The organism is Agrobacterium tumefaciens (assembly GCF_009649785.1).
Lineage (GTDB): Bacteria > Pseudomonadota > Alphaproteobacteria > Rhizobiales > Rhizobiaceae > Agrobacterium > Agrobacterium tumefaciens.
Genome location: NZ_WJOK01000022.1, coordinates 47,407 through 71,628, shown reverse-complemented (window position 1 = coordinate 71,628; position 24,222 = coordinate 47,407). Strand labels below are relative to the sequence as shown.

18 protein-coding genes and 1 tRNA gene are annotated in these 24,222 nt (G+C 59.3%); 11 read left to right on the top strand and 8 right to left on the bottom strand.

Annotated elements, in window-relative coordinates:
- Positions 1 to 149: 149 nt before the first annotated feature.
- Positions 150 to 226, bottom strand: a tRNA-His gene (locus GH784_RS20980).
- A gap of 361 nt (positions 227 to 587) precedes the next feature.
- On the opposite strand from GH784_RS20980, the gene GH784_RS20975 reads away from it, so the two are divergent.
- Both GH784_RS20975 and GH784_RS20970 read left to right on the top strand, forming a co-directional pair.
- Positions 588 to 4,334, top strand: coding sequence for a PAS domain-containing sensor histidine kinase (locus tag GH784_RS20975; RefSeq protein ID WP_065703847.1), 3,747 nt, complete (start codon positions 588 to 590; stop codon positions 4,332 to 4,334).
- Between the two features lie 85 nt (positions 4,335 to 4,419).
- On the top strand, positions 4,420 to 6,078 hold the full coding sequence (locus GH784_RS20970) for an ABC transporter permease (RefSeq protein WP_065703845.1): 1,659 nt from the start codon (positions 4,420 to 4,422) through the stop codon (positions 6,076 to 6,078).
- Positions 6,079 to 6,389: 311 nt separating this feature from the next.
- On the opposite strand, the gene GH784_RS20965 is transcribed toward GH784_RS20970, so the two are convergent.
- The 5 genes from GH784_RS20965 to GH784_RS20945 all read right to left on the bottom strand — a co-directional run bounded on the left by GH784_RS20965 (position 6,390) and on the right by GH784_RS20945 (position 12,128).
- A complete protein-coding gene (locus GH784_RS20965; RefSeq protein WP_003515157.1) occupies positions 6,390 to 7,202 on the bottom strand; it encodes an ABC transporter permease in 813 nt (270 codons plus the stop codon).
- A 4-nt stretch (positions 7,203 to 7,206) separates the two neighbouring features.
- On the bottom strand, positions 7,207 to 8,115 hold the full coding sequence (locus GH784_RS20960; protein WP_003515156.1) for an ABC transporter permease subunit: 909 nt from the start codon (positions 8,113 to 8,115) through the stop codon (positions 7,207 to 7,209).
- Between the two features lie 11 nt (positions 8,116 to 8,126).
- The gene (locus tag GH784_RS20955; protein ID WP_013635505.1) at positions 8,127 to 9,284 is read right to left on the bottom strand and encodes an ABC transporter ATP-binding protein; all 1,158 of its coding nucleotides are present in this window, start codon (positions 9,282 to 9,284) and stop codon (positions 8,127 to 8,129) included.
- A gap of 179 nt (positions 9,285 to 9,463) precedes the next feature.
- Positions 9,464 to 10,561, bottom strand: a complete 1,098-nt coding sequence (locus tag GH784_RS20950) for a polyamine ABC transporter substrate-binding protein (RefSeq protein ID WP_003515154.1) — start codon at positions 10,559 to 10,561, stop codon at positions 9,464 to 9,466.
- A gap of 151 nt (positions 10,562 to 10,712) precedes the next feature.
- Entirely contained in the window at positions 10,713 to 12,128 is a 1,416-nt protein-coding gene (locus tag GH784_RS20945) for a helix-turn-helix domain-containing protein (RefSeq protein WP_003515152.1), read from the bottom strand.
- 254 nt (positions 12,129 to 12,382) lie between these two features.
- Between GH784_RS20945 and aceA the strand changes: the two genes are divergently transcribed.
- Entirely contained in the window at positions 12,383 to 13,672 is a 1,290-nt protein-coding gene (aceA, locus tag GH784_RS20940) for an isocitrate lyase (protein ID WP_013635503.1), read from the top strand.
- An 83-nt stretch (positions 13,673 to 13,755) separates the two neighbouring features.
- Positions 13,756 to 14,013 carry an SMc00767 family acetate metabolism repressor gene (locus GH784_RS20935; RefSeq protein WP_003515151.1) on the top strand — a complete coding sequence of 86 codons (258 nt, stop codon included), beginning with the start codon at positions 13,756 to 13,758 and terminating at the stop codon, positions 14,011 to 14,013.
- Between the two features lie 6 nt (positions 14,014 to 14,019).
- Here the strand turns inward: GH784_RS20935 and GH784_RS20930 are convergent, their stop codons facing one another.
- Positions 14,020 to 14,892 (bottom strand): LysR family transcriptional regulator, encoded by an 873-nt coding sequence (locus tag GH784_RS20930; protein ID WP_065703843.1) that lies wholly within the window; start codon positions 14,890 to 14,892, stop codon positions 14,020 to 14,022.
- Between the two features lie 83 nt (positions 14,893 to 14,975).
- On the opposite strand from GH784_RS20930, the gene GH784_RS20925 reads away from it, so the two are divergent.
- Positions 14,976 to 15,323, top strand: coding sequence for a hypothetical protein (locus GH784_RS20925; RefSeq protein ID WP_065703920.1), 348 nt, complete (start codon positions 14,976 to 14,978; stop codon positions 15,321 to 15,323).
- A gap of 110 nt (positions 15,324 to 15,433) precedes the next feature.
- Here GH784_RS20925 and GH784_RS20920 read toward each other — a convergent pair whose 3' ends face one another.
- Entirely contained in the window at positions 15,434 to 16,615 is a 1,182-nt protein-coding gene (locus GH784_RS20920) for a BaiN/RdsA family NAD(P)/FAD-dependent oxidoreductase (RefSeq protein WP_065703841.1), read from the bottom strand.
- Between the two features lie 129 nt (positions 16,616 to 16,744).
- Here GH784_RS20920 and GH784_RS20915 point away from each other — a divergent pair, with 129 nt between their 5' ends.
- From GH784_RS20915 to edd, 6 genes are all read left to right on the top strand, one after another.
- A complete protein-coding gene (locus GH784_RS20915) occupies positions 16,745 to 18,181 on the top strand; it encodes a glutamine synthetase family protein (RefSeq protein ID WP_013635499.1) in 1,437 nt (478 codons plus the stop codon).
- Between the two features lie 10 nt (positions 18,182 to 18,191).
- Complete coding sequence (locus tag GH784_RS20910; protein ID WP_065703838.1) at positions 18,192 to 19,478, top strand: NAD(P)/FAD-dependent oxidoreductase; 1,287 nt, start codon at positions 18,192 to 18,194, stop codon at positions 19,476 to 19,478.
- 26 nt (positions 19,479 to 19,504) lie between these two features.
- On the top strand, positions 19,505 to 19,855 hold the full coding sequence (locus tag GH784_RS20905) for a hypothetical protein (protein WP_013635497.1): 351 nt from the start codon (positions 19,505 to 19,507) through the stop codon (positions 19,853 to 19,855).
- Positions 19,856 to 19,992: 137 nt separating this feature from the next.
- Positions 19,993 to 21,468: a glucose-6-phosphate dehydrogenase gene (gene zwf, locus GH784_RS20900; RefSeq protein WP_003515142.1), complete on the top strand. Its 1,476-nt coding sequence runs from the start codon at positions 19,993 to 19,995 to the stop codon at positions 21,466 to 21,468.
- A gap of 10 nt (positions 21,469 to 21,478) precedes the next feature.
- A complete protein-coding gene (gene pgl / locus GH784_RS20895; RefSeq protein WP_003515141.1) occupies positions 21,479 to 22,177 on the top strand; it encodes a 6-phosphogluconolactonase in 699 nt (232 codons plus the stop codon).
- 123 nt (positions 22,178 to 22,300) lie between these two features.
- On the top strand, positions 22,301 to 24,121 hold the full coding sequence (gene edd / locus GH784_RS20890; protein ID WP_065703836.1) for a phosphogluconate dehydratase: 1,821 nt from the start codon (positions 22,301 to 22,303) through the stop codon (positions 24,119 to 24,121).
- The last annotated feature ends 101 nt before the right edge of the window (positions 24,122 to 24,222 follow it).

The following is a 24,222-nucleotide window of genomic DNA, read 5'->3' as shown; positions in this document are numbered from 1 at the left end:
ACAATACCAGCGCAAGAGATTTTAGCCAAATGGTTTTTGGAAGGGAGGAAACCGCACAGTCGACGCGCAGCAAAGACATGCGTTTGCGATAACCCAAATCGGGTTTGAAATCGCTGCAATGATTTTCAGGAATTTTAGGAAATTGGAGATGGTACGGTTGGGGGGTCTCGAACCTCCGACCTCAGGTGCCACAAACCTGCGCTCTAACCAACTGAGCTACAACCGCACATCAAACGCCGAACCGGCGCCACGGGGGGTGACATAAAAGGTGTTTTTGCTATTTGCAAGTCCTTCAGCGAATTTTGCGAAAAAAGGCTTGGAAAGGCAAGCGGTTTTCATGGCGCCAGAGCTGGCAACAGTCGATAGCCGGGTATACCGCTTGCAATCTGGAACGGGGCCAGAACGGGTCTTGCCGGGCCTGTTCATGTTAACTCTATTTGGCGATTCATTCAGGCGGCGGTGGACCGCGCCGCCCTGTGAAGTTATTTAAAATTCTGTTAACGTGGTGCCTCAGCGGGTTTACGTTTCAGCTTCATGAGGAAGCCGAAAGCCTCGCAAGGTCCGGTAGTGCCAGAATAGGTTTCGACATGCCCGCCGTCCAGTATCCCTTTATCGATATCGCAGTGCATGAACGGGTGCGCGAAGGTTTCGGGCGCGGCGAGGCGATGGCTTTGTTCTCGCTCGATCTTCAGAGTGCGCTCTGGGCCAATGGGCGCGGTGCAGCGCTGTTCGGCACGCCGATGGTCTATGATTTTCTGGAACAGGGACCCAAACGGCAGGACGTGACCTTCCGGCAGCTGGCCGCGACGGCGGCGCGTCTTTCGAAGACGGGCGACAGCCTGCCGTTTACCATTCGTATCAATGCGGGCTTCCGCAGCCTTGCCGTTACCGCCAAGGTGGAAATCATCGAGGCCGAACCGGGCCAGCCTGCTATTCTGTTTTCCGCCCTCACCGATCAGGCCGCACCCGACACGGCGGAATGCGCAAGGCGCATGATTGAAGGCTTTGACGATCCCGATATCCATATCGCTGTCATCAATGGCGATAACGAGGTCGTTGCCGCTTCGGCCAAGTTTGCGTCGCTCGGCATCACGCCGCATACGGCAAGGACGCTGGTTAGGATGGCCGCAGGTCAGGCTGGCCACCTCGTCAAACGGCCCGTGCCGACCGGCAAGGGTTACATGCCCGCCGCCGCCGGCCAGATCACGATATCGCCAGAACTCAATCTGTTGTTCGTGGTCGAAACCGCGCTCGGGACACTCGATCCCGTTAACGGATTTGCCGAAGACAAGCCGCAGGAAACCCCGGCCGCCGCCCAACCGGCTTTGCCGGTTGCCGAGACCGCGCCTGTTGCCGCAACGGCTGCCTCGTTCGATTCCGTGCTCGACGCCGTCGCCGGGATAGAAGATGTGGAGGACGTGCCGGAACTGCCTTCCGACGTCGAAGACGAAGTGACGGTGGAACAGGATGAGGAAACCGTCCTGCCATTGCTTGCAGCAGAAGAAGAAACGGATGCTCCGGCGGATGTCCCGCTGGAGGATGCCGATACGGCTGCGAATGCGGCGACGACGGACGATATTGCCGATATCTTCGAACTGGATACGGATGAGGCAGAGGTTCCGGCAGCTGGCCAGGATTCCAGCGAAGACCATACCGAACAGGCCCCGGACGTGGAGCGCGCAGAGGCGGAAGATGAGGTAGCTGAAACAATGGCGGCGCAGGACGCTGCACCCGTTGAAGAGGATCTCCCGGCGGCCGTGGAACCGACCGACGAACCCCAGCCTTTTGTCTTCGACGCCGGTGCGCGTGCATCCCGTTTCGTCTGGAAAATCGATGCCGAGGGCCGCTTCAGCTCGATCTCGCACGAATTTGCGGAGGCTGTGGGCGCGAAGGCGGCAGCTGTCGAAGGCATGAGTTTTGCCGATGTGGCGGCACTGTTCAATCTCGATCCGGAAGGCAAGATTCGCGAGCTTCTCGGCCGCCGTGATACCTGGTCTGGCAAGACGATCTATTGGCCGGTTGAAGGCACGTCCCTGATGGTGCCGATCGATCTCGCCGCCCTTCCCACCTATACGCGCTCGCGCGAATTTGACGGTTTCCGTGGTTTCGGCATCGTGCGGCTGGCCGATGCCGCAGAGGATCCGCACGCCACCGGCCTCACCTTCCTGCACGGCGAAGACATCCTTCAAACCGAGGTTTTGCCGCAGCCGGCTGCCGAGGATGAAGACGAGGAATTGCTGGCTTTTCTCGATGAGCTCGATGAGGAAACCCCGGCCGCTGAAGATGCGCCAGCCGAGATTTCGGACGAAGAGCGGCCCCACGATTACAGCCCGCCGGAATTCGAAGTGCCGGCCTTGGCAATCGTACCGACCCCGGAACCAGAGCCGGAGCCAACCTACTCCGACAAGGTCGTCCATCTGGAAGAGCGCCGCTGGCGCTCCCGCGAGGGCCTGACCGCAGGCGAGCAGGCCGCCTTCCGCGAAATCGGCCGGACGCTGGCACCCGTAGATGCCGTTTCAGACGAGGGCCCGAAGGCGGAAGAAGACGCTCCTTCTACCGATCCGGCTGCACAGCACGTCCAAGACGATATCGACGCGGTAACACAGGTGGACCTGCTGCCCGTGCTGGAAGAAGACGTTAATGCCGCAGAACCGGCTGAGGAAGACGATCTCTTCGCGGACTATGTTCGCGGCGAACGCCCTGCGGCCACGAACAAGCCTGCCGATGAAATCCAGATCGAAGAAAAGACAGTCGCCTTCACCGAGGTGGTACCGGCGGCCGATATCGCCGCTGCGATGGTTAGCCCACCGCTGCGACCCGCCGATGCGCTGAGCGCCGAAACGCTGGACCAGATGCCCGTGGCACTGCTGGTGCATGCCGGTGACAGGCTGATCCATGCCAATCCGGATTTCCTGCGGCTGACGGGCTACGGCTCTCTTGATGAATTGGACGAGGTCGGTGGACTGGAAGCCCTGCTGCAACGGCAGGAGCTTGAGGATATGCCTGATAACGAAGGCGGCATGGTCGTCGTCAGCGCCGAAAATGACATCATTCCGGTCAAGGCACGGCTGCAATCCATCCGCTGGGAAGACACCAAGGCGCTGATGCTGTCGCTGGTTCCGCTGGAAGAAAAGCAGGCACCGGTTACGGCAGCCAACGAGAATACGTCAGCGGCGGAAACCGCGAGTGCCGACACAGGCAGCGTTTCCGTATTGCAAGGCGAAGTCGAAGAACTGCATTCCATTCTGGAAACGGCAACGGATGGCGTGGTGCTTTTGGGAGACGACGGCGAAATCCGTTCGCTCAATCGCTCCGCCAGTGCGCTATTCAACTACGACAATGGCGAAATCGCAGGAAAGCCCTTCGTCACCCTGTTTGCGCATGAGAGCCAGCGCGCGGTGCTGGACTATCTTTCCGGCCTTGCCAATAACGGTGTCGCCAGCGTGCTGAACGATGGCCGCGAGGTGATCGGCCGCGAGGCATCCGGCGGTTTTCTGCCGCTGTTCATGACGATCGGGCGGCTCAAATCCTCGCACGGCTATTGCGTGGTCATCCGTGACATCACCCAGTGGAAGCGCACGGAAGAAGAGTTACGCAACGCCAAGCGCGCGGCGGAAACCGCCAATGCGCACAAGACCGATTTTCTTGCGCGTGTCAGCCACGAAATCCGCACGCCTCTCAACGCCATCATCGGCTTCGCGGACATGATGGCGACCGAGCGTTTCGGGCCGATCGGTCATCCGCGTTATGTGGAATATTCCAATGATATCGGACGTTCGGGCCGGCATGTGCTCGATATCGTCAACGACCTCCTCGACATCTCCAAGATCGAAGCCGGTCAGATGGATGTCGATTTCATCGCGGTTCCGCTGAACGAGACGGTGGCCGAGGCGGTCTCGCTGGTGCAGCCGCAGGCCAACAATCAGCGTGTCATCATCCGCACGGCGCTTTCGCAATCCGTTCCACAGATCGTTGCCGACCTGCGCTCGATCAAGCAGATCGTGCTCAACATCCTGTCGAACGCCATCCGCTTCACGCCATCAGGCGGCCAGATCGTGGTTTCCACCGCCTATGAGGCCAATGGCAGCGTCGCGCTGCGTATCCGCGACACCGGCATCGGCATGACCCGAGCTGAGCTGGAACAGGCCATGAAGCCGTTCCGGCAGGTGGCGTCATCGGGCAAGCGCGTGCGCGGCGATGGCACCGGGCTCGGCCTTCCCTTGACCAAGGCGATGGTGGACGCCAACCGTGCGAACTTCTCCATCACCTCGACACCGAACGAGGGAACGCTGGTGGAAATTACCTTTCCATCGCAGCGGGTTCTTGCCAACTAAGGCCATGCGGGCGTAGCAATGCGGGAACCGCCGGCTAAACGGACAGCCGGTTGAGGCTTTCGCAGGACAGCAGGCTGGCATTTCCATGACGGTTTCCATTCCGGCAACAAGACGCGTTTCATTGTTGCCCATCACGGCGGTCATCGTCGCAGCCATCGCCGCCATGCCTGTTCTGGCGGTCTTCTGGCTGGCGCTGACCGGCAGCACGGAAGGATGGCAACACCTTCTAGCCAATGTTCTGCCGCGCGCCGGGTTTCGAACCTTCCTGCTGCTGGCGATGACGGCCGCAACGACGGCATTCTTCGGCATTGTCTGCGCCTGGCTCGTCACCACATTCGAATTCCCTTTGCGGCGGGTATTGTCGGCGGCACTTGTCCTGCCGCTCGCCATTCCCTCGTATCTGGCAGCCTATGCTTTCGGCGAGTTCCTGGATTTCACCGGCCCGGTACAAAGCGCCCTTCGCGCCGTCTTCGGCTATCACAGCATCCGCGACTACTGGTTTCCGGACGTACGCTCGCTTGGCGGCGCCGTGGTGGTTCTGAGTTCGGTGCTTTACCCTTATGTCTATCTCTCGGCCCGCGCCGCCTTTTCCATGCAGGGACGGTTTGCGGCCGAAGCTGCGCGCACGCTTGGTGCGAAACCGCTTGGCGTATTCTTTTCCGTGCAATTGCCAATGGCGCGGCCGGCGATCGCCATCGGTCTTTCGCTGGTTCTGATGGAAACGCTGAACGATATTGGCGCTGTCGAATATCTCGGTGTCCAGACGCTGACTTTCACGATTTACGAGACCTGGCTCAATCGCGGCAATCTTGCCAATGCCACACAGATCGCCGCCGTCATTCTGCTCATCGTTGGTGCGTTGATCTTCATCGAACGCAATGCCCGCGAAAAACAACGCTTTGCCGCTCCAAAAGCCACGACCATGGCGCAACGCCACCGGTTGAAAAGCCTTCGCGGCTGGCGGCGCTGGTCTGCAAGCCTCTTCTGCGTCGCTCCTGTGGCGAGTGGTTTCCTCATTCCCGTCATCGTTCTTGGCGGTTACGCCGCAAAAAGGCTGGATGCGCTGTTTGCGCCGAAGCTGCTGAAAGCGCTCGGTCACAGTCTCGAGGTCTCGCTTTCCGCCGCCTTCGTCACCCTGATTGCGGCTTTCGTATTTTCCTATGCCATCCGCACCGAGCGCTCGCGCACGTCAAAGGTGGCCGCGCGACTTGGCTCCATGGGATATGGCGTGCCGGGAACGGTGCTCGCCATCGGCGTGCTCATTCCCCTGGCCGGTCTCGACAATCACGTCGACGGGTTTGTCCGCTCCCATTTCGGATTTTCGAGCGGCCTGCTGCTGTCAGGCACTGCCTTTGCCATCATCTACGCCCATTCGGTGCGCTTCATGACCATGGCGGAGGGAACGCTTGATGCCGGGTTCCAGAAGCTCTCGCCGCATATCGACATGGCCTCGCGGACGCTTGGGCGCAACCGGTTGCAGACACTGTTCAAGGTGCTGTTGCCGAATATGCGGCCTGCGGCGCTGACAGCCTTTCTTCTGGTACTGATCGAATCCATGAAGGAGCTGCCGGCGACGATCCTGCTGCGGCCCTTCGGCTTCAACACGCTCGCCACGCTGGTCTATGAAGACGCGTCCCGCTCAAGGGTGCAGGATGCCGCCGTGCCGGCGATCATCATCATCATTGCCGGGCTTATCCCCGTGCTTCTCGTGTCGAAATCGATGGATCATCCGGAAAACCGCTGAAGGCAACCCGCATGGCGGCAAAAAGAAAGGCGGCCTCTCGGCCGCCTGTATTAGTTGTGCTTTTTTAACGAGAGAAAGGGGGACAACCTCGCCATATGGAAATTATCAATCCCGGCTATCTAAAGTTTGACAGCCCTGCGTTGGGATTTACTTTCCGCCAACTCCTATTAACAAGCGGTTAAAACCAAAATCGATCAATTACCGACGATAATTCCTATTTTGAGACCGTAAAAGTCAAAAACTAAATTACAGGTTTCTAATTTTATCGACGCCTCAACAGTAACGCGTAGAAATCGGAGAGGAATATTCGATCAGTTGCGCGCGGCTGCGTGTTCGTCCTTCATCCGCTGGAGTTCCGTGCGTTTGGAGGCGATGGAAGCGACAATCACGCCGATTGTGACAAGCCCGATAAGGATCGTGCAGATGGCGTTGATCTCAGGTGTGACACCAAGACGAACCTGCGAATAAATCTTGATCGGCAGCGTCGTCGCACCTGGACCGGTAGCGAAACTTGCGATCACGAGATCATCGAGCGACAGCGTAAACGCCAGCATCCAGCCGGCGATGACGGCCGGGAAGATCAGCGGCAGGGTAATTTTGAAGAAGGTCTTGACCGGCGGGCAGCCGAGATCGAGCGCTGCTTCCTCGAGGCTGCGATCAAAGGTCAACAGACGCGACTGCACGACGATTGCCACATAACACATGGTGAAGGTGGTGTGGGCGATAACCACCGTCCAGAAGCCGCGATCCACCCCGACGGCCACGAACAGCAAAAGCAGCGACAGACCGGTAATGACCTCCGGCATGACGAGCGGCGCATAGATCATGCCCGAAAACAGCACGCGTCCCGGAAAGCGCGCAAAGCGCGTCAGAGACAGCGCCGCCAGCGTTCCGAGGATGGTGCCGATGGTGGCGCTCAAAATACCGACACGAAGCGTCACCCAGGCTGCATCCATCAGCCCCTGGTTCGACCACATGGACTTGTACCATTGCAGCGAAAATCCGCCCCAGACGGTGACCAGCTTCGAGGCATTGAAGGAATAAACGATCAGGATGATGATCGGGATGTAGAGAAAGGCAAAACCGAGGGTCAGGACGGTGATGTCGAATTTTCCGCGTTTCATGGCCTCACCCGACTTTCTTCTGCTGGTTCTGGAAGATGGCGATGGGCACCACCAGCAACAGTAGAAGCAGCACCGCAACGGCGGATGCCAGGGGCCAGTCGCGGTTGCCGAAGAATTCAGTCCAGAGGGTCTTGCCGATCATCAGCGTCTGCGCACCGCCAAGCAGATCGGGAATGACGAATTCGCCGGTTATCGGGATGAAACAGATCATCGACCCGGCCACCACGCCCGGCAGCGACAGCGGGAAGGTAATCTTCCAGAAGGCTTTCCAGGGCGGGCAACCCAGATCGGCCGCCGCTTCCAGAAGCGTATTGTCGAATTTTTCCAGCGCCGAATAAAGCGGCAGCACCATGAACGGCAGATAGGAATAAACGATGCCGATGAAGATCGCCGTCTCGGTGCGGAAGATATTGACCTGCTGGTCCGGCCCCAGAAAACCGAGCCATTGGAACAGCACCGTCAGCAGACCTTCGGGCTTCAGAATACCGATCCAGGCGTAAACGCGGATCAGGAACGAGGTCCAGAACGGCAGGATGACCAGCATCACCAGCGTCGGGCGGATGGATGACGGCGAACGCGCCATGGCAAGAGCCATGGGATAACCGATCAGCAACAGCAGGAAGGTGGAGATGAATGCGATGCGCAGCGACGAGAGATAGGCGTCGATGTAGAGCGGGTCTTCCGTCAGAAACAGGTAGTTTTCGAAATCCAGCTGCGAGAAGAACGCGCCAAGCTTCGAAAACCCTTCGAAGACTGGCGTATAGGGCGGCATGGATATCGCCGTATCCGAAAGCGATATTTTGAAAATGATGAAAAAGGGCGCTGCAAAAAACAGCATCAGCCAGAAATAGGGAACCGCGACGACCAGCCATCGCCAGGGACTTTGCCGGTTTTCAGGAGTGGTGATCGCCATAAAAGCCCCCCTCAGTGCGTTAGCACAAGACCGGAATCCTGTTTCCAGTTCAACCACACCATATCGCCGAAGGTGATCGGGCGATCCACGAGACGCGAGACATTCGCCTGCGCTGCACGGATGACACGGCCATCGGCAAGCTTGACGATGAACACCGAGAAGTCACCGAGATAGCCGATATCCCAGACTTCGCCATAAGCGGAATTGACGGCGCTGTCGGTGGGTTGATCGAGCGAGATGCGGACCTTTTCCGGGCGGATGGCGAAAGCCACCCGGCTTCCGGTGACCGCGGCGCATTCCTGCTCCACGGCAACTGTCAACCCGTCGCAATCGAGTGTCACCAGTCCCGGCTTGCCGATATCGGACGCGTTAGTGACGACATTGGCGTCGAAAATATTGATGTCGCCGATGAAATCCGCCACGTAACGGCTGTTCGGCGCTTCGTAGATCTCGGCAGGTGTTGCCACCTGCACCACAATGCCCTTGTCCATGACCGCGATCCGGTCCGACACCGTCATTGCCTCTTCCTGGTCATGGGTGACGATCAGGAAGGTGAGGCCGAGATTGGTCTGGATGTCCATCAGCTCGAATTGGGTTTCCTCGCGCAGCTTCTTGTCGAGCGCACCGAGCGGTTCATCCAGCAAAAGCACCTTCGGCCGCTTTGCAAGCGAGCGGGCAAGCGCCACGCGCTGCCGCTGGCCGCCCGAAAGCTGGCTCGGCTTGCGCTTGGCAAACTCGCTGAGCTTGACGAGCCGCAGCATTTCCTCGACCCGCGAGGATATTTCTGCCTTGGGCAGACCGTCCTGCTCCAGACCGAAGGCAATGTTCTTCTCCACCGACATATGCGGGAAAAGGGCGTAGGACTGAAACATCATATTGGTCGGGCGCTTGTAGGGCGGCACGCCGGAAATATCCTTGCCCTGAAGGAGAATACGCCCATTGGTCGGTTCCTCGAAACCGGCCAGCATGCGCATCAGCGTGGTCTTGCCGCAGCCGGAAGGACCGAGCAGCGAAAAGAACTCCCGCTCGTAAATATCGAGCGTCAGATTATCGACGGCGACGAAATCGCCAAACCGCTTGGTGACGTTTTCAAACCGGATGAAGGGAACCGCATCGGGATTGTCCCAAGGGCTAAATTTGCGTTTGACCGGCCCCAGAGTTTTCGCCATTCACCCTACCCTCAAATCCCGTTGATTTTGTAGATTTGAGCATCGGATTTCCCGAAAACCGCGTCACACTTTTCGGTCCGATGCCATGAGGCGGGCAGCGCCGGCAGGTTGCGTGACCTGCCGGCAAGGTATCAGAGAAACAGGCCCGCCGGCCGTTTCTCAACCAGCGCGCGGAGCTATCAGCTACCGGTCTTTATCTGCGTCCAGACACGGTTCAAGACGCGCTGTTCCTTCGGTCCGTAGGGTGAGATGGTGAAGAGCTTCTTCATCGTCTCGGCATTGGGGTAGACCGCCGGGTTCTTGGCAACCGACGGATCCATCAGCGCCTGCGAGGCAAGGTTGCCGTTCGCATACTGAACATAGTTGGACGCCTTGGCGATGACTTCCGGGCGCATCAGGTAGTTTATGAAGGTGTGAGCTTCCTCGACATTCTTGGCATCCGCCGGGATGGCAAGGTTGTCGAACCACATATAGGTGCCTTCCTTCGGGATGACGTAGTTCACCTCGACGCCGTTCTTGGCTTCTTCGGCACGCTTTTTCGCCTGAAGAATGTCACCCGACCAGCCGATCGTGATGCAGCTGTCGCCATTTGCCAGCTCGTCGATATAGGCGGAGGAGTTGAAGGTCTTCACAAAGGGACGGATCTTCGAATAGACGGCACCGCCCGCTTCCAGATCGGCCGTTTCCTTGCTGTCCGGGTTCTTGCCGAGGTAATTCATCGCGATGGCGAAGGTCTCGTCCGATGCATCGAGAATATTGATGCCACAGGATTTCAGCTTTTCGGCATTTTCCGGCTTGAAGAGAATATCCCAGCTGTCGACCGGAACATCACCGAGAGCCGCCTTCACCTTGGCGACGTTATAGCCGATTCCTGTTGTGCCCCACATGTAGTTCACGGCATACTCGTTGCCGGGGTCGTATTTCGCCAGACGCTCGGAGACATCCGGCCACATGTTCTTCAGATTCGGCAACTTGGACTTGTCGAGTTTCTGGAAAACACCGGCATTGATCTGGCGGGCAAGGAAGGGGCCTGTCGGCACCACCACGTCGTAGCCGGAGCTGCCGGCCAGAAGCTTCGTTTCCACGAGTTCGTTGCTGTCGAATACATCGTAAACGACCTTTATGCCGGTTTCCTTGGTGAAATCGGTGAGGATCGATTCGTCGATATAATCCGACCAGTTAAAGACGTGAACGACCTTCTCCTGGGCCATTGCCGAGCCTGCAGCAACGAGCGCCGTCGTGAGAGCCAAAGTGAAACGGAGCGAACGGTTTTTCATGATTTCTCCTGTTAACGCATCCTCGTGACGGAAGCGTGATCCCCTTTTTTAGTGAGACTAGAAAGGAAAACAAAAGGGAGCAAGCGGGAAATGTGCAGCACAGCATTTTCAACCGAATGTGTTCCACCGGAAAAAAAGTGATGCGAAACCTCTACTGGAAGTCGAAAACACTAAGACCGGTCACCATTTCGTCCAGGCCGAGCGGCCTCGTCAGCGGGGCCTCCGCCCGCGACAGACAGCCCTGCCTTTCACACAGCCGGCACGAGGGACCAATGGCAATGGTCGGCCCACCTGCGCCGGCAGCTCCATAAACCGTCTCCCCGGCCTGGGCGAGATCGCAGCCCAGAAGCACGGCCGTTCGCCGCACCCTTTCGCCGAAACCGGCCTGCGGGCCTTCAAGCGTGCGCGACACAGTCAGGAAGGCGTCACCGTCAGGCATCTCCACCGGCTCCACCAGCACCTGCCCCGGCTGGGCAAAAGCTGCGTGGATATTAAGACGCGGACAGAGGCCGCCAAACCGTGCCCTCGGGAAACCACCGGCGCCCGCAAGACGGAAACGGTTGCCGGCATTGTCAGTCTCCATCAAAAAGAACGGGATTGCCGCAGCCGTCGGCCTTTGTAGGCTGACGAGCCTGTTGGCGGCCTGCTCGAACGACACATTGAAGCGTGATCGCAGGACATCGAGATCGTATTTCGCGCGCTGGGCGGCACTCAAAAACGCACCATAGGGCATCATCAGGGCATGGGCGGCATAACGCGCCAGCTCGAAGCGGGCGATGCGCCGTGCCTCCTCCCCCTTCAGGCCAAGCGTCTCCAGCTCAGCGCCAATCTCCTCTCGAAGCGCCAGAAGACAGGTTTCCATCGCCATTTCCCTGAGCTGATCCGGCTGCGACAGGCGCTCGGACAAAAACAGCCGCATGGAATGGCGGTCATAACGCCGCCGCAGATTGGGCATGGCATGGACCGGCAGAGTTCTGACCACGATACCGTGGTTTTTCTGAAGCCATGCGCGAAGGCCCGCGGCGAGATCTTCGCCCGCCGACAATTGCTTGTGGAGTTCTTCTGCCGCCGCATCGATGGAATGGACATAGGCCGGCCGGTTTTCAAAGACGTGCCGCACCTCGTCTATCGGCAGGCGGGTGGAGGAAAGCGCCGTCTCATGTCCTTCGCGCGCCAGAAGATCCGAGAGGTCGGAAAGGCGCTGCGCCTGTTCCCGATACGCCCTATACAGCTTGACGACGCCACTTGCCGCATTGGGCGCGGCATCTGCCACCTCGATCAGCTCCTGCGGCGACGGCACCTCGCCCACCAAGAGCGGATCGGCGAAGACCTCGCGCAATTGCCCGGCGGAACCGGCACTCTCGCCTTGCAGGTCGTCCAGATCCACCTTGTAGACTGAAGCGAGCTTCAAGAGCAGCTGCACGGTCAGCGGCCGCTGATTGCGCTCGATGAGATTGAGGTAGGAAGGCGAGATCGCCAGCGCCTCGGCCATGGCCGTCTGCGTCAGCGCCAGACCGTTGCGAATACGACGTACGCGCGGGCCAGCAAAAATCTTGTTTTCCGACACAGCCTCAACCTCACATCGAAAGACTCATACAGGTCTGTTACAAAATCGCCGGGCATGAGGCTTTTACAAAATTTACAATTTTACAGCTCCACCCTGTCATGCACACTACAGCATAACCTCTTTCAAGTCACTGTTTTTATGTTTGTTCTGGCGCTCAAACTCATGAAAATGTAAATGTAGTCACATCGAACGGCGCTTCACACAGTTGAAGACAGCACGTTTCTGAAACTGCATTTGTCATGGGAGAGAGAAGTATGACGGATTTTTACAAACTTGTTCCGGGCGCACCGCAGGGACGCTTCGACGGCATTGAGCGCACTTATACCGCCGCCGACGTGGAGCGGCTGCGCGGCTCCGTTGAAATCCGCCATTCGCTCGCCGAGATGGGTGCCAACCGGCTGTGGAAGCTGATCAACGAAGAGAATTTCATCAATGCGCTCGGCGCGCTTTCCGGCAACCAGGCCATGCAGATGGTTCGCGCCGGGCTGAAGGCGATCTATCTTTCCGGCTGGCAGGTTGCGGCAGATGCCAACACTGCCTCCGCCATGTATCCGGACCAATCGCTCTACCCCGCCAATGCGGCGCCAGAGCTTGCAAAGCGCATCAACCGCACCTTGCAACGGGCAGACCAGATCGAGACGGCAGAGGGCAAGGGCCTTTCGGTCGACACGTGGTTCGCGCCGATCGTTGCCGATGCGGAAGCCGGGTTCGGGGGACCGCTCAACGCCTTCGAGATCATGAAGGCATTCATCGAGGCCGGTGCAGCCGGTGTTCACTATGAAGACCAGCTGGCATCTGAAAAGAAGTGCGGCCATCTCGGGGGGAAGGTTCTGATCCCCACGGCGGCGCATATTCGCAACCTGACGGCGGCACGACTTGCAGCCGACGTCATGGGCGTGCCGACGCTGGTCATCGCCCGCACCGATGCGGAGGCAGCCAAGCTTTTGACCTCTGATATTGACGAGCGCGACCAGCCCTTCGTTGATTACGATGCCGGCCGCACCGTCGAGGGCTTCTATCAGGTGAAGAACGGTCTTGAACCCTGCATCGCCCGTGCGGTGGCCTATGCGCCCTATTGCGATCTGATCTGGTGCGAGACCTCCAAGCCAGATCTCGAGCAGGCGCGCAGGTTTGCCGAGGGCGTGCACAAGGTGCACCCCGGCAAGAAGCTCGCTTACAATTGCTCGCCGTCGTTCAACTGGAAAAAGCACCTCGACGACGCGACGATTGCCAAGTTCCAGCGCGAACTCGGGGCGATGGGCTACAAGTTCCAGTTCATCACGCTGGCCGGCTTCCACCAGCTGAATTACGGCATGTTCGAACTGGCGCGCGGCTACAAGGAGCGGCAGATGGCGGCCTATTCCGAGCTTCAGGAAGCGGAATTCGCGGCCGAGGTTAACGGCTACACCGCCACCAAACACCAGCGCGAAGTCGGCACCGGCTACTTCGACGCCGTGTCGCTGGCAATCTCGGGCGGCACGTCTTCGACCACCGCCATGAAGGAATCCACCGAGCACGACCAGTTCCGCCCGGCGGCGGAATAAACTGGAAAACTGCCCTTCCCTTGAACGGGAAGGGCTTGCAAATCGCATCAAGAACCCCAACCAATAAAGAGAGGAGAAATGCCATGAATGCCCATAACCCCATCAAGACCCACGTCAAGGAACGCGCCGAGGAGCAGTCCTCCGCCATGACGCAGGATCAACAGGTCGCCATCCGCATGCTGGCCAACGATCTGCACCGCCTCAACCAGGCCGTCATGAAGGCAGTTGAGGCCGGTGTTTCCGTTGAACTCGTCCGCTCAGCCCGCCATCACGGCGGGGGCGGCAACTGGGGCGATCTCCTGATCCCGGTCATCGTCGCGCAGGGAAGTGCTGCGGCGTGACACCGCTCATGCCGGACGGCTTTTTCGTCCGGCGTACAAATCGGAATGTCGCTTGATGAGACGCGTCATCCGGTCCGCCACCGTACGTATATCGCGGCGGTGGCGATCGTCATTGTTCATGACGATCCACTGATTGTGACGAAGCGCTTCGATTTCGTCACCCTCACGCATCAGCCGCGCATCGGCATCGCCTACAAAACAGGGAAGCACGGCGACCCCTGCCCCTGATAATACCAGATCAAGCAGCGCCGTTGGCCTGCTAACCGTCACCACGATCTCACTACCATGGTTTTCATGCGGCCAGCGCAGGTAGGCGGAAATGGCGTTTTCTTCCGCCACCGCCAACCACCGGTCTGAAACGGAGCTGGCGGCGTTGCGCAACCTGTAGGGCGCATAGGCCACCTCCCCCGTCTTGATGGCAGCGAGGTTGCGTTCCTCGGGCTCGAAAGCGCGAATGCCGATGTCGTTTTCACGGTGCGCCAAAGACGCCCTCTGTTCGGCGATGAAAAGATCGATGCGGAAATCATCGCGATCCGTGCAGATGGCGGAAAAGTTCCCGGTCAGCAGCCAGGCATTCCAGGTACCGACGGCGACACGTACGACGGAAGAGGCTGATGACGCCTTCTGCCATCCCTCGATATCCTTTGCCGCGTTTTCCATCGCCTGAAGGCGGTCAAACAGCGCGCGGCCATCCGGTGTCAACGCGTATCCCGTCTGGCTGCGCTGGAACAGCGCCTTGCCGATACGCTCCTCCAGTTCGACCATGCGTCGCCCGATAGTCGCAGGGCTCAAACCCGTCAGCGCCGCAGCACCCGTCAGGCCGCCGCTGCGTGACACATCGAGGAAAAGTTGGTATGAATCCCAAGTGACGTTTTTCATTTATGAAAAACGTAGCGCATTTTCTTGCGCAGATAAAACAAAAAACGGCGTGCATCATGGCCCTCCGCAACATGGAGAGTGACATGCACGTATTTTATTCAGCATTGGCCATCATCGAAAACCAGACGCCGCGCACGCGGCGGGAAGCCATCCGGCAGGAAGAGAAATTCTATGCCGATATGGCCGAGGCATCCTGGCCGTGGCGGCTGTTTACCGCGATTGCTGCAAGTGCGAAAGCGAAGAGCCTGACCTTAATAAAAAAGGGCGATCAGGGCAGCCACGGCACCGGCTGCGATTGCAGTCAGGCGAAAGGCCAACTGCCTGCCCTCGCTTTCGGCGCGGGCGATGGCAATGGCGCGAGGGCGGCGATGTGCGGATCTGTTCATGCGCGGGCTCCTGACGAAAAACTCAACCGACCCATGCCCTGTTAAGAGCCTCCAGCATGACATCATGTACAGCGGAACCACAACGCGATCCGGCTTTGCTGGCATTCTGTCAGGATGACTCCGTGCCCATTAACAAGGTGTTAATACGAGCGGTTTCAGGCGAATTCACCTGCTGCCTGACCGGAGGCCCAGGCCCACTGGAAATTATAGCCGCCCAGCCAGCCGGTCACGTCAACACATTCGCCGATGAAATAGAGGCCCGCCACGGTTTTCGCTGCCATGCTGCGGGAATCGAGGCCGGTCGTATCCACGCCGCCAAGCGTGACTTCCGCCGTGCGATATCCCTCGGAACCGGCTGGCTTGATCTGCCAGTCCTGCACCTCATTTGCCAGGGTCGCCAGAGCCTTGTCTGACATATCGGCAAGGTTGCCGGTCAGCCCCGATTTTTCGACGACATGCTGCGCCAGCCGTTTCGGCAGGATTTCCGCAAGAGCGGTCTGGGCCGACTGGCGGCCGTTCTTCTGTTTCGCTTCCTTTAGCAAGGCGACGATATCGCGCGCAGGCTCAAGTTTCAGGCGGATCGTATCGCCCTCCCGCCAATAGGAGGAGATTTGCAGGATCGACGGGCCGCTCAGGCCCCGATGGGTAAACAGCAGTGCCTCGTTGAAAGCCGTTTTGCCATGGGAAATTTCGGCTGGCACGGCAACACCGGCAAGGGGGCTCAGCCTTTCCAGTGCCGCAGGATCAAGCGTCAGCGGCACGAGGCCGGGGCGCGTCTCGATGAGCGACAGGCCGAATTGCTCGGCGATCTGGTAGGCAAAACCCGTCGCACCCATTTTCGGGATCGACTTGCCGCCCGTTGCGATCACAAGGCTTTCCGCCTCGATGACGCCGCCGGAGGTCATCACGCGAAACCGGCCGCCATCATGGGCGACATCAGAAACGGCGGTTTCGAGCCTCAATTTCACCTTTGCAGCCTGCATTTCGCCAAGCAGCATGCGGATGATGTCCTTGGCGCTATCGTCGCAGAACAGCTGCCCAAGCGTCTTTTCATGCCAGGCGATACGATGTTTTTCGACCAGAGCGATGAAATCGCGCGGCGTGTAACGGGCAAGTGCGGATTTGGCGAAATGCGGGTTGGCGGAGAGATAGTTCTTCGGCCCGGCGTGGATGTTGGTGAAATTGCAGCGGCCGCCGCCGGAGATGCGGATTTTCTCGCCCGGCGCCTTGGCATGGTCGAGGATGATGACGGAGCGGCCGCGCTGGCCGGCACGGATGGCGCACATCATGCCGGCAGCCCCCGCCCCCAAAATCAACACGTCACATTTGTCTGCCATAGTTGTTTTCCGTTTGCTTCTCCCTTTCCTCTTTTCGAAGTGTCGCCCGTTGTCAATCGCGCTTTCCCCCTCGCCAATTGCCAAACTCCGGTTATGATGGCGCCAGTCGAAACACAGACCCGGTGATACATGCCCCCGAAGAAAACCATGCTCCGCCCGAAGAAACAGGCAACCATGGCAAAGAAACCTCCCCTCGACCTTTCCTCTACCCGTGGCGTTTCCTCCTGGCGCGAAGCCTCGCAATGGTTGAGGGCGCGCGGTATTGAGGATATTGAATGCATAACACCCGATCTTGCCGGGGTTGCGCGTGGCAAGATGATGCCGACGGCGAAATTTACGGGCGACACCTCGCTTGCCCTGCCCTCCGCCCTCTATCGCCACACGATCTCGGGCGAATATCCGGATGAGACGGCAAACTTCCGCTATGAGCCGCGCGACAGCGACCTGAAGCTTGTGCCTGATCTTTCCACGCTGTCCGTGGTGCCATGGGAAAGCGACCCGACCGCGCAGGTGATCTGCGATGTCGTGGATGCCGAGGGTAATTTCGTTCCCTATACGCCGCGCAACGTGCTGAAAAACGTGCTTTCGCTTTATACGGAAAAAGGCTGGAAGCCGGTCGTCGCGCCGGAAATCGAATTCTACCTCGTCGCCATGAATGACGACCCTGACTATCCGCTGCATCCGCCGAAGGGCCGCTCAGGACGCTCCATCGTCGGTGGGCAGAGCTATTCCATCGCCGGCATCAACGAGTTCGACGAACTGATCGACGATATCTATCACTTCTCCGAAAAACAGGGCCTCGAGATCGATACCCTTATCCATGAGGAAGGCCCGGCCCAGCTGGAAATCAACCTGCGCCATGGCGATCCAATCGAACTTGCCGACCAGGTGTTCCTGTTCAAGCGCACGATCCGTGAAGCAGCATTGAAGCATGGCATCTACGCCACCTTCATGGCCAAGCCCATGCAGGGTCAGCCGGGTTCGGCCATGCATATCCATCAGTCGGTGGTGGAGATCGACAGCGGCCGCAATATCTTCTCCAACAAGGACGGTGGCCCTTCCAAGGAGTTCTTCGCCTTCGTCGGCGGCATGCAGCGTTATGTTCCGAACGCGCTGGTGATGCTTGCTCCTTACGTGAATTCCTATCGCCGCCTGACACCTGACATGGCTTGCCCGGTCAACAATGCCTGGGGTTACGACAATCGCACGACGGCTTTCCGCGTGCCGATTTCCAGCCCGCAGGCAAGGCGTGTCGAAAACCGCCTGCCGAGTTCGGATGCCAATCCCTATCTCGCGCTCGCCGCTTCGCTTGCCTGCGGCTGGCTCGGCATCGTCAACAATATCGAGCCGACCGAACCGACCGCCGATACGGCCAATGAAGGCTCCATCGACCTGCCGCGCGGGCTGCTGGAAGCCGTGGCGCTGCTGGAAGGCGAAGAACAGTTCGAGCGGGTGTTCGGCCATGAATTCGTCGGCCTTTATGCGGGCCTGAAGCGCGGGGAATTCGAGACATTCATGCAGGTCATCAGCCCATGGGAGCGGGAATTCCTGCTTCTCAACGTGTGAGGTCTGAAGCATGACGTGGCAAAGCCCGATAGCGCCGGGGATTTCCTGGTATCAGGCAAGCGCCCAGGAGCGGCCGCAATATCCGGCGCTCGACGGGTCGAAAGCAGTGGACGTCGCGGTCGTCGGCGGTGGCTATACCGGGCTTCAGGCCGCCTTTAATCTTGCCGCCAACGGTGTCTCCGTCGCCTTGATCGAGGCGCATCGTTTCGGCGACGGCGCGTCCGGCCGCAACGGCGGGCAATTTGGCACCGGGCAGCGCTCGTTTCCCGACGAGATGGAAGACGAGATCGGCTTCGAGCAGTCCAAGGTACTGTTCGATATCGCCGAGGATGCCAAGCACTACGTCCTCAACTTCGCCCGCGATCAAGGCATCGACATGGAGTATCTGCCGGGGCAGCTCTATGTTGCGCACAAGGCTGCTTACGAAGACGATTACCGCAAAAGCGTCGATGCGATGAACAATCGCTACGGCTATCCGCATATTTCCTACATGGAGCGGGCGGACGCACGCAGACGTGTCGGCTCCAGCCATTATTTCGGCGGCACACGCGATACCGGCACCGGCCATATCCATCCGCTGAAGCTGCTGGTCGGGCTTGCGAAAGCCGCAAAAGAGGCGGGCGCCGGCATCCATGAAATGACGCCCGCAAAATCCATACGCCAGGCGGGCGGCAAGACCATCATCGAAACGCCCTCCGGCACGCTGACCGCAACGCGGGTGCTGATTGCGACCAATGCCTATATCGGCAATCTGGAACCGGTGACGGCGGCCCATATCATGCCCATCCGCTCCTTCATCGGCGCGACCGCACCGCTTGACGCTTATCCCGACATTATTCCCGGCAAGGAAGCCGTGGCCGATTCCCGTTTCGTGGTGCGCTATTTCCGCAAGACGGTCGACAACCGGCTGCTGTTCGGCGGGCGCGAGGCCTATACGGCCGATACGCCGCGCGACATTTCCAGCCATATTCGCCGGCAGATCGCGGAAATCTATCCCGAACTCGGAAATGTCGAGATCACCCATTCCTGGGGCGGCTCCGTCGGCATCACCCTGCCAAGGCGGGTGTTCGTGCGGGAAGTCATGCCAGGGGTCACCTCCATCGGCGGTTATTCCGGACACGGGGTTATGCTGTCGAACTATTGCGGCAAGCTCTATGCCGATCTCGTTCTCGGCAGACAGGATATGCTGGCGCCATTCGCGCGGTTGAAGGTTCCGTCGTTCCCCGGCGGTGCATCGCTGCGGGCGCCGCTGCTTTTCCTGGCGCTCTCATGGTACGCGTTGCGAGACAGGTTTTAGGAAATCCGCCCACCTCTGGAGATCTTATGGAAAGACCTAGCGACAGGCTTGTAACGATTGCGACCGGTTACGGGATGGCGGAAACCGCCGTGACGTGTTCGTTTCTGCGCGCCTATGGCATCCACACCACCGTGCCCTCGGCCCATATCGTTTCCGTGAACTGGCATTTGACGGTCGCTTTCGGAGGCATGGAAATCCGGGTGCCGGAGTGGCAGCGGCATGAGGCAAGACTGCTGCTGGACAGCATAGATGCCTCGCACAAGGTCGATGAGCCATCACCGCGATCATGGATGGGGAAAATCGCAGCAATCGTCGTTTTTTTCTTTTTTTCCGTTCCGCCGCCGGCCAAAGGCTTGTTCAAGAACCCTGCTTTCTAGCCGCCATCACTCAATGACAATCGGTACGGGTTTTCGACCCGTGAAACCAAAATTCATAATTTCACATAACTGAGACTGGCATTTTTAAATCGATTAGATTATGGATGCCTCAACCCTTGAAGATCGAGAGTATCGATATGAGCAGTCAGATCATTCCTGTTGAAGCTTTTGATTGTGTCGTTTTCGGCGGCACAGGCGATTTGGCAGAGCGCAAGCTTTTGCCGGCCCTTTATCACCGTCAGGTCGAAGGCCAGTTCACGGAGCCGACCCGCATCATCGGCGCGTCGCGTTCGGTCATGAGCCATGAGGAATATCGCAAATTCGCGCAAGACGCGCTGAAGGAGCATCTGAAGGCGGGCGAATATGATGATGCGCAGGTTGCGCTGTTCCTCAACCGGCTTTTCTACGTTCCCGTCGACGCAAAATCCGGCAACGGATGGGACGTGTTGAAGAAGCTGCTCGATGAGGGCAAGGAGCGCATACGCGCCTTCTATCTCGCTGTTGCGCCCGGCATTTTCGGCGATATCGCCGACAAGATCCGCGAACACAAGCTTATCACCCGCTCGACCCGCATCGTCGTTGAAAAGCCGATCGGCCGCGACCTTGCCTCGGCGCAGGAACTCAACGACACCATCGGCCATGTCTTCAAGGAAGAACAGATCTTCCGCATCGACCACTATCTCGGCAAGGAGACGGTGCAGAACCTGATGGCACTGCGTTTTGCCAACGCGCTTTACGAGCCTCTTTGGAATTCCGCCCATATCGACCACGTGCAGATCACGGTCGCAGAAGCTGTCGGCCTTGAGGGTCGCGCCGGATATTACGATACGGCCGGTGCGTTGCGCGACATGGTGCAGAACCACATTCTGCAATTGCTTTGCCTCGTTGCCATGGAGCCGCCCGCTTCCATGAACGCGGAAGCCGTGCGTGACGAAAAGCTCAAGGTCCTGCGCTCGCTGAAGCCGATCAACACCAGCAATGTTGAAAAGCTGACGGTTCGCGGCCAGTACCGCGCCGGCGCTTCCGCAGGCGGCCCGGTGAAAGGTTATCTGGAGGAGCTGGAGGGCGGCGTTTCCAACACGGAAACCTTCGTCGCCATCAAGGCCGAAATCGCCAACTGGCGCTGGGCCGGCGTTCCTTTCTACATTCGCACGGGAAAACGCCTTGCGACCCGCGTTTCGGAAATCGTCGTCACGTTCAAGCAGATCCCGCATTCGATCTTCGACGATGCGGCCGGCAAGATCGAAGCCAACAAGCTGGTCATTCGCCTTCAACCGGACGAAGGCGTCAAGCAGTCGCTGCTCATCAAGGATCCCGGCCCGGGCGGCATGCGTCTGCGTCAGGTCTCGCTGGACATGAGCTTTGCCGAAGCCTTCAATGTGCGCAGCCCCGATGCCTATGAGCGGCTTTTGATGGATACCATACGCTCCAACCAGACACTGTTCATGCGCCGCGACGAAGTGGAAGCGGCATGGGACTGGGTCGATCCGATCCTCAAGAGCTGGGAAGAGCTGGGACAGGGCGTACAGGGTTATACTGCCGGAACCTGGGGTCCGAGCGGCTCGATCGCACTGATCGAGCGCGACGGCCGCACCTGGCACGACGCTGACTGAGGGCGCGGGTATGAGCGAAACAATCCATGTCTTCGACACAGCCGCTGAACTGGCGAAAACCCTGGCGGCGGATGTTGCCGCGCGTCTAGACGCGGCAACGAAAGAATACGGAACGGCAAGCATTGCCGTTTCGGGCGGTTCAACGCCCAAGCTGTTCTTCCAGGCGCTTTCCCATCATGATCTCGACTGGAGCAACATCAGCGTGACGCTGGTGGACGAACGGTTCGTGCCGCCAGAAAGCGAGCGCTCGAACCACCGGCTGGTCAGCGAGAACCTGTTGCAGGACAAGGCGAAGGCGGCCTATTTCGTGCCGCTGTTCCAGCCCGCGGCCTCGCCTGAGGATGCAGCGACGCTTGCGACCGTCAAGACCGAAGCGATCTGCGATCCTTTCGATGTCGTCGTGCTGGGCATGGGAACGGATGGGCATACGGCATCGTTCTTTCCCGGTGGCGACAATCTCTACGAAGCGCTCGACCTTGACGAACCGCGCGGCGTTTTGACCATGGCGGCGGAAACCGCGGGGGAAGAACGGTTGACGTTCAACTTCTCCAGCCTTCACGATGCAGGTTTTCTGGTGCTCCACATCGAAGGTGCAGCAAAAAAGGCTACGCTTGAAAAAGCACAGTCGGGCGAGGATGAGGACGAAATGCCGATCCGCGCCGTGCTGAACCGGGCAGAAACCGCCGTGGATATTTACTGGGCGCCATAACTGGATGCGGTTGCCGCGCAAGCGGCACCGCGACAGCGCCCGACGACACAAGACGAAAACACGATAACCGGTCCTTCATCTCCCGGAACACCGGTTCTCGACCAACGAACAGGATGAACGCTCATGTCCGCCGATTCCCGCATTCAGGCCATTACCGCCCGCATCGTCGAACGCTCCAAGCCTTACCGCGAGACCTATCTAGAGCGGCTGCGGCTGCAGGTTTCGAAGGGCGTTCATCGCTCCACTCTCTCCTGCGGTAACCTCGCGCATGGATTTGCTGTCTGTTCCCCCGCCGACAAGGACCTCCTTGCCGGCGACCGGGTTGGTAATCTCGGCATCATCACCGCCTATAACGACATGCTGTCGGCGCACCAGCCCTACGAGACCTTTCCGGCAATTATCCGCGAGGCCGCAGCGCAAGCCGGCGGCGTGGCGCAGGTCGCGGGTGCCGTGCCTGCCATGTGTGACGGCGTAACCCAGGGCCAGCCGGGCATGGAGCTCTCGCTATTCTCCCGTGATGCCATCGCCATGGCTGCCGGCATCGGCCTGTCGCATAACATGTTCGACGCCGCCGTCTATCTCGGTGTCTGCGACAAGATCGTTCCCGGCCTCGTCATCGCAGCGCTTTCCTTCGGTCACCTGCCCTCCATCTTCATCCCCGCCGGGCCTATGACCACCGGCCTGCCGAACGACGAGAAATCCCGCATTCGCCAGCTTTATGCAGAGGGCAAGGTTGGGCGCGCCGAGCTGCTGGAGGCGGAGTCCAAATCCTATCATGGTCCCGGCACCTGCACTTTCTACGGCACGGCAAATTCCAACCAGATGCTGATGGAGATCATGGGTTTCCACATGCCCGGCTCTTCCTTCATCAATCCCGGCACGCCGCTGCGCGACGCGCTGACACGCGAGGCCGCCAAGCGGGCGCTCGCCATCACCGCGCAGGGCAACGAGTTCACGCCCGCCGGCGAAATGATCGATGAGCGCTCGATCGTCAACGGCGTCGTTGGCCTGCACGCGACGGGCGGCTCGACCAACCACACCATGCATCTGATCGCCATGGCGCGCGCAGCCGGCATCATCCTCACCTGGCAGGATATTTCCGATCTGTCGGATACCGTGCCGCTGCTCGCCCGCGTTTATCCCAACGGTCTTGCGGATGTGAACCATTTCCACGCCGCAGGCGGCATGGGCTTCCTCATCAAGCAGCTTTTGAAACAGGGCTTCGTGCATGACGATGTCCGCACCGTCTTCGGACAGGGGCTCGAAGCCTACACCGTGGATGCAAAGCTTGACGAAAACGGCGCAGTGACCCGCGAGCCTTCTCCCGAGCAGAGCCACGACCCGAAGGTTCTCGCCAGCATTGAAACGCCGTTCCAGCCGACCGGCGGTCTGAAAATGCTGACCGGCAATCTCGGCAAATCGGTCATCAAGATCTCCGCCGTCAAGCCCGAACGCCATATCATCGAAGCGCCCGCGATCGTCTTTAACGACCAGCAGGAGCTTCAGGATGCCTTCAAGGACGGCAAGCTCAACCGCGATTTCATCGCTGTCGTCCGCTTCCAGGGTCCGATGGCCAACGGCATGCCGGAACTGCACCGCCTGACACCGCCACTTGGCGTACTGCAGGATCGCGGCTTCAAGGTGGCGCTGGTAACGGACGGACGCATGTCCGGCGCTTCCGGCAAGGTGCCGGCCGCCATCCATGTCACGCCGGAAGCTTCCGAATGCGGCCCGATCTCGCTCATCCGCGATGGCGACATCATCCGTCTCGACGCCATTTCCGGAACGCTTGAAGTGCTTGTTCCAGCCGCAGAACTGGCAAAGCGCGAACCGGCGCGCGCCGACCTTTCCGCCAACGAATGGGGCATGGGCCGCGAACTTTTCGCCCCGTTCCGCCGTAATGTCGGCCCTGCAGACCAGGGCGCCAGCGTTCTGTTCCATTGATCGTCCGGAGGCGAAGGCCGGATTCGGCCTCGCCTCCGCACCCTCTTGGCATGACCTGCACAACCCGCGCTGAAACCGCTTTATTTCCCGTCTCTTAAACG

What these genes read in the sequence shown, in the direction of transcription:
- GH784_RS20975 (WP_065703847.1), top strand. Translation starts at nt 588, where the DNA reads ATGCCCGCCGTCCAGTATCCCTTTATCGATATCGCAGTGCATGAACGG.
- GH784_RS20970 (WP_065703845.1), top strand. Translation starts at nt 4,420, where the DNA reads ATGACGGTTTCCATTCCGGCAACAAGACGCGTTTCATTGTTGCCCATC.
- GH784_RS20965 (WP_003515157.1), bottom strand. Translation starts at nt 7,202, where the DNA reads ATGAAACGCGGAAAATTCGACATCACCGTCCTGACCCTCGGTTTTGCC.
- GH784_RS20960 (WP_003515156.1), bottom strand. Translation starts at nt 8,115, where the DNA reads ATGGCGATCACCACTCCTGAAAACCGGCAAAGTCCCTGGCGATGGCTG.
- GH784_RS20955 (WP_013635505.1), bottom strand. Translation starts at nt 9,284, where the DNA reads ATGGCGAAAACTCTGGGGCCGGTCAAACGCAAATTTAGCCCTTGGGAC.
- GH784_RS20950 (WP_003515154.1), bottom strand. Translation starts at nt 10,561, where the DNA reads ATGAAAAACCGTTCGCTCCGTTTCACTTTGGCTCTCACGACGGCGCTC.
- aceA (WP_013635503.1), top strand. Translation starts at nt 12,383, where the DNA reads ATGACGGATTTTTACAAACTTGTTCCGGGCGCACCGCAGGGACGCTTC.
- GH784_RS20935 (WP_003515151.1), top strand. Translation starts at nt 13,756, where the DNA reads ATGAATGCCCATAACCCCATCAAGACCCACGTCAAGGAACGCGCCGAG.
- GH784_RS20930 (WP_065703843.1), bottom strand. Translation starts at nt 14,892, where the DNA reads ATGAAAAACGTCACTTGGGATTCATACCAACTTTTCCTCGATGTGTCA.
- GH784_RS20925 (WP_065703920.1), top strand. Translation starts at nt 14,976, where the DNA reads ATGCACGTATTTTATTCAGCATTGGCCATCATCGAAAACCAGACGCCG.
- GH784_RS20920 (WP_065703841.1), bottom strand. Translation starts at nt 16,615, where the DNA reads ATGGCAGACAAATGTGACGTGTTGATTTTGGGGGCGGGGGCTGCCGGC.
- GH784_RS20915 (WP_013635499.1), top strand. Translation starts at nt 16,745, where the DNA reads ATGCCCCCGAAGAAAACCATGCTCCGCCCGAAGAAACAGGCAACCATG.
- GH784_RS20910 (WP_065703838.1), top strand. Translation starts at nt 18,192, where the DNA reads ATGACGTGGCAAAGCCCGATAGCGCCGGGGATTTCCTGGTATCAGGCA.
- GH784_RS20905 (WP_013635497.1), top strand. Translation starts at nt 19,505, where the DNA reads ATGGAAAGACCTAGCGACAGGCTTGTAACGATTGCGACCGGTTACGGG.
- zwf (WP_003515142.1), top strand. Translation starts at nt 19,993, where the DNA reads ATGAGCAGTCAGATCATTCCTGTTGAAGCTTTTGATTGTGTCGTTTTC.
- pgl (WP_003515141.1), top strand. Translation starts at nt 21,479, where the DNA reads ATGAGCGAAACAATCCATGTCTTCGACACAGCCGCTGAACTGGCGAAA.
- edd (WP_065703836.1), top strand. Translation starts at nt 22,301, where the DNA reads ATGTCCGCCGATTCCCGCATTCAGGCCATTACCGCCCGCATCGTCGAA.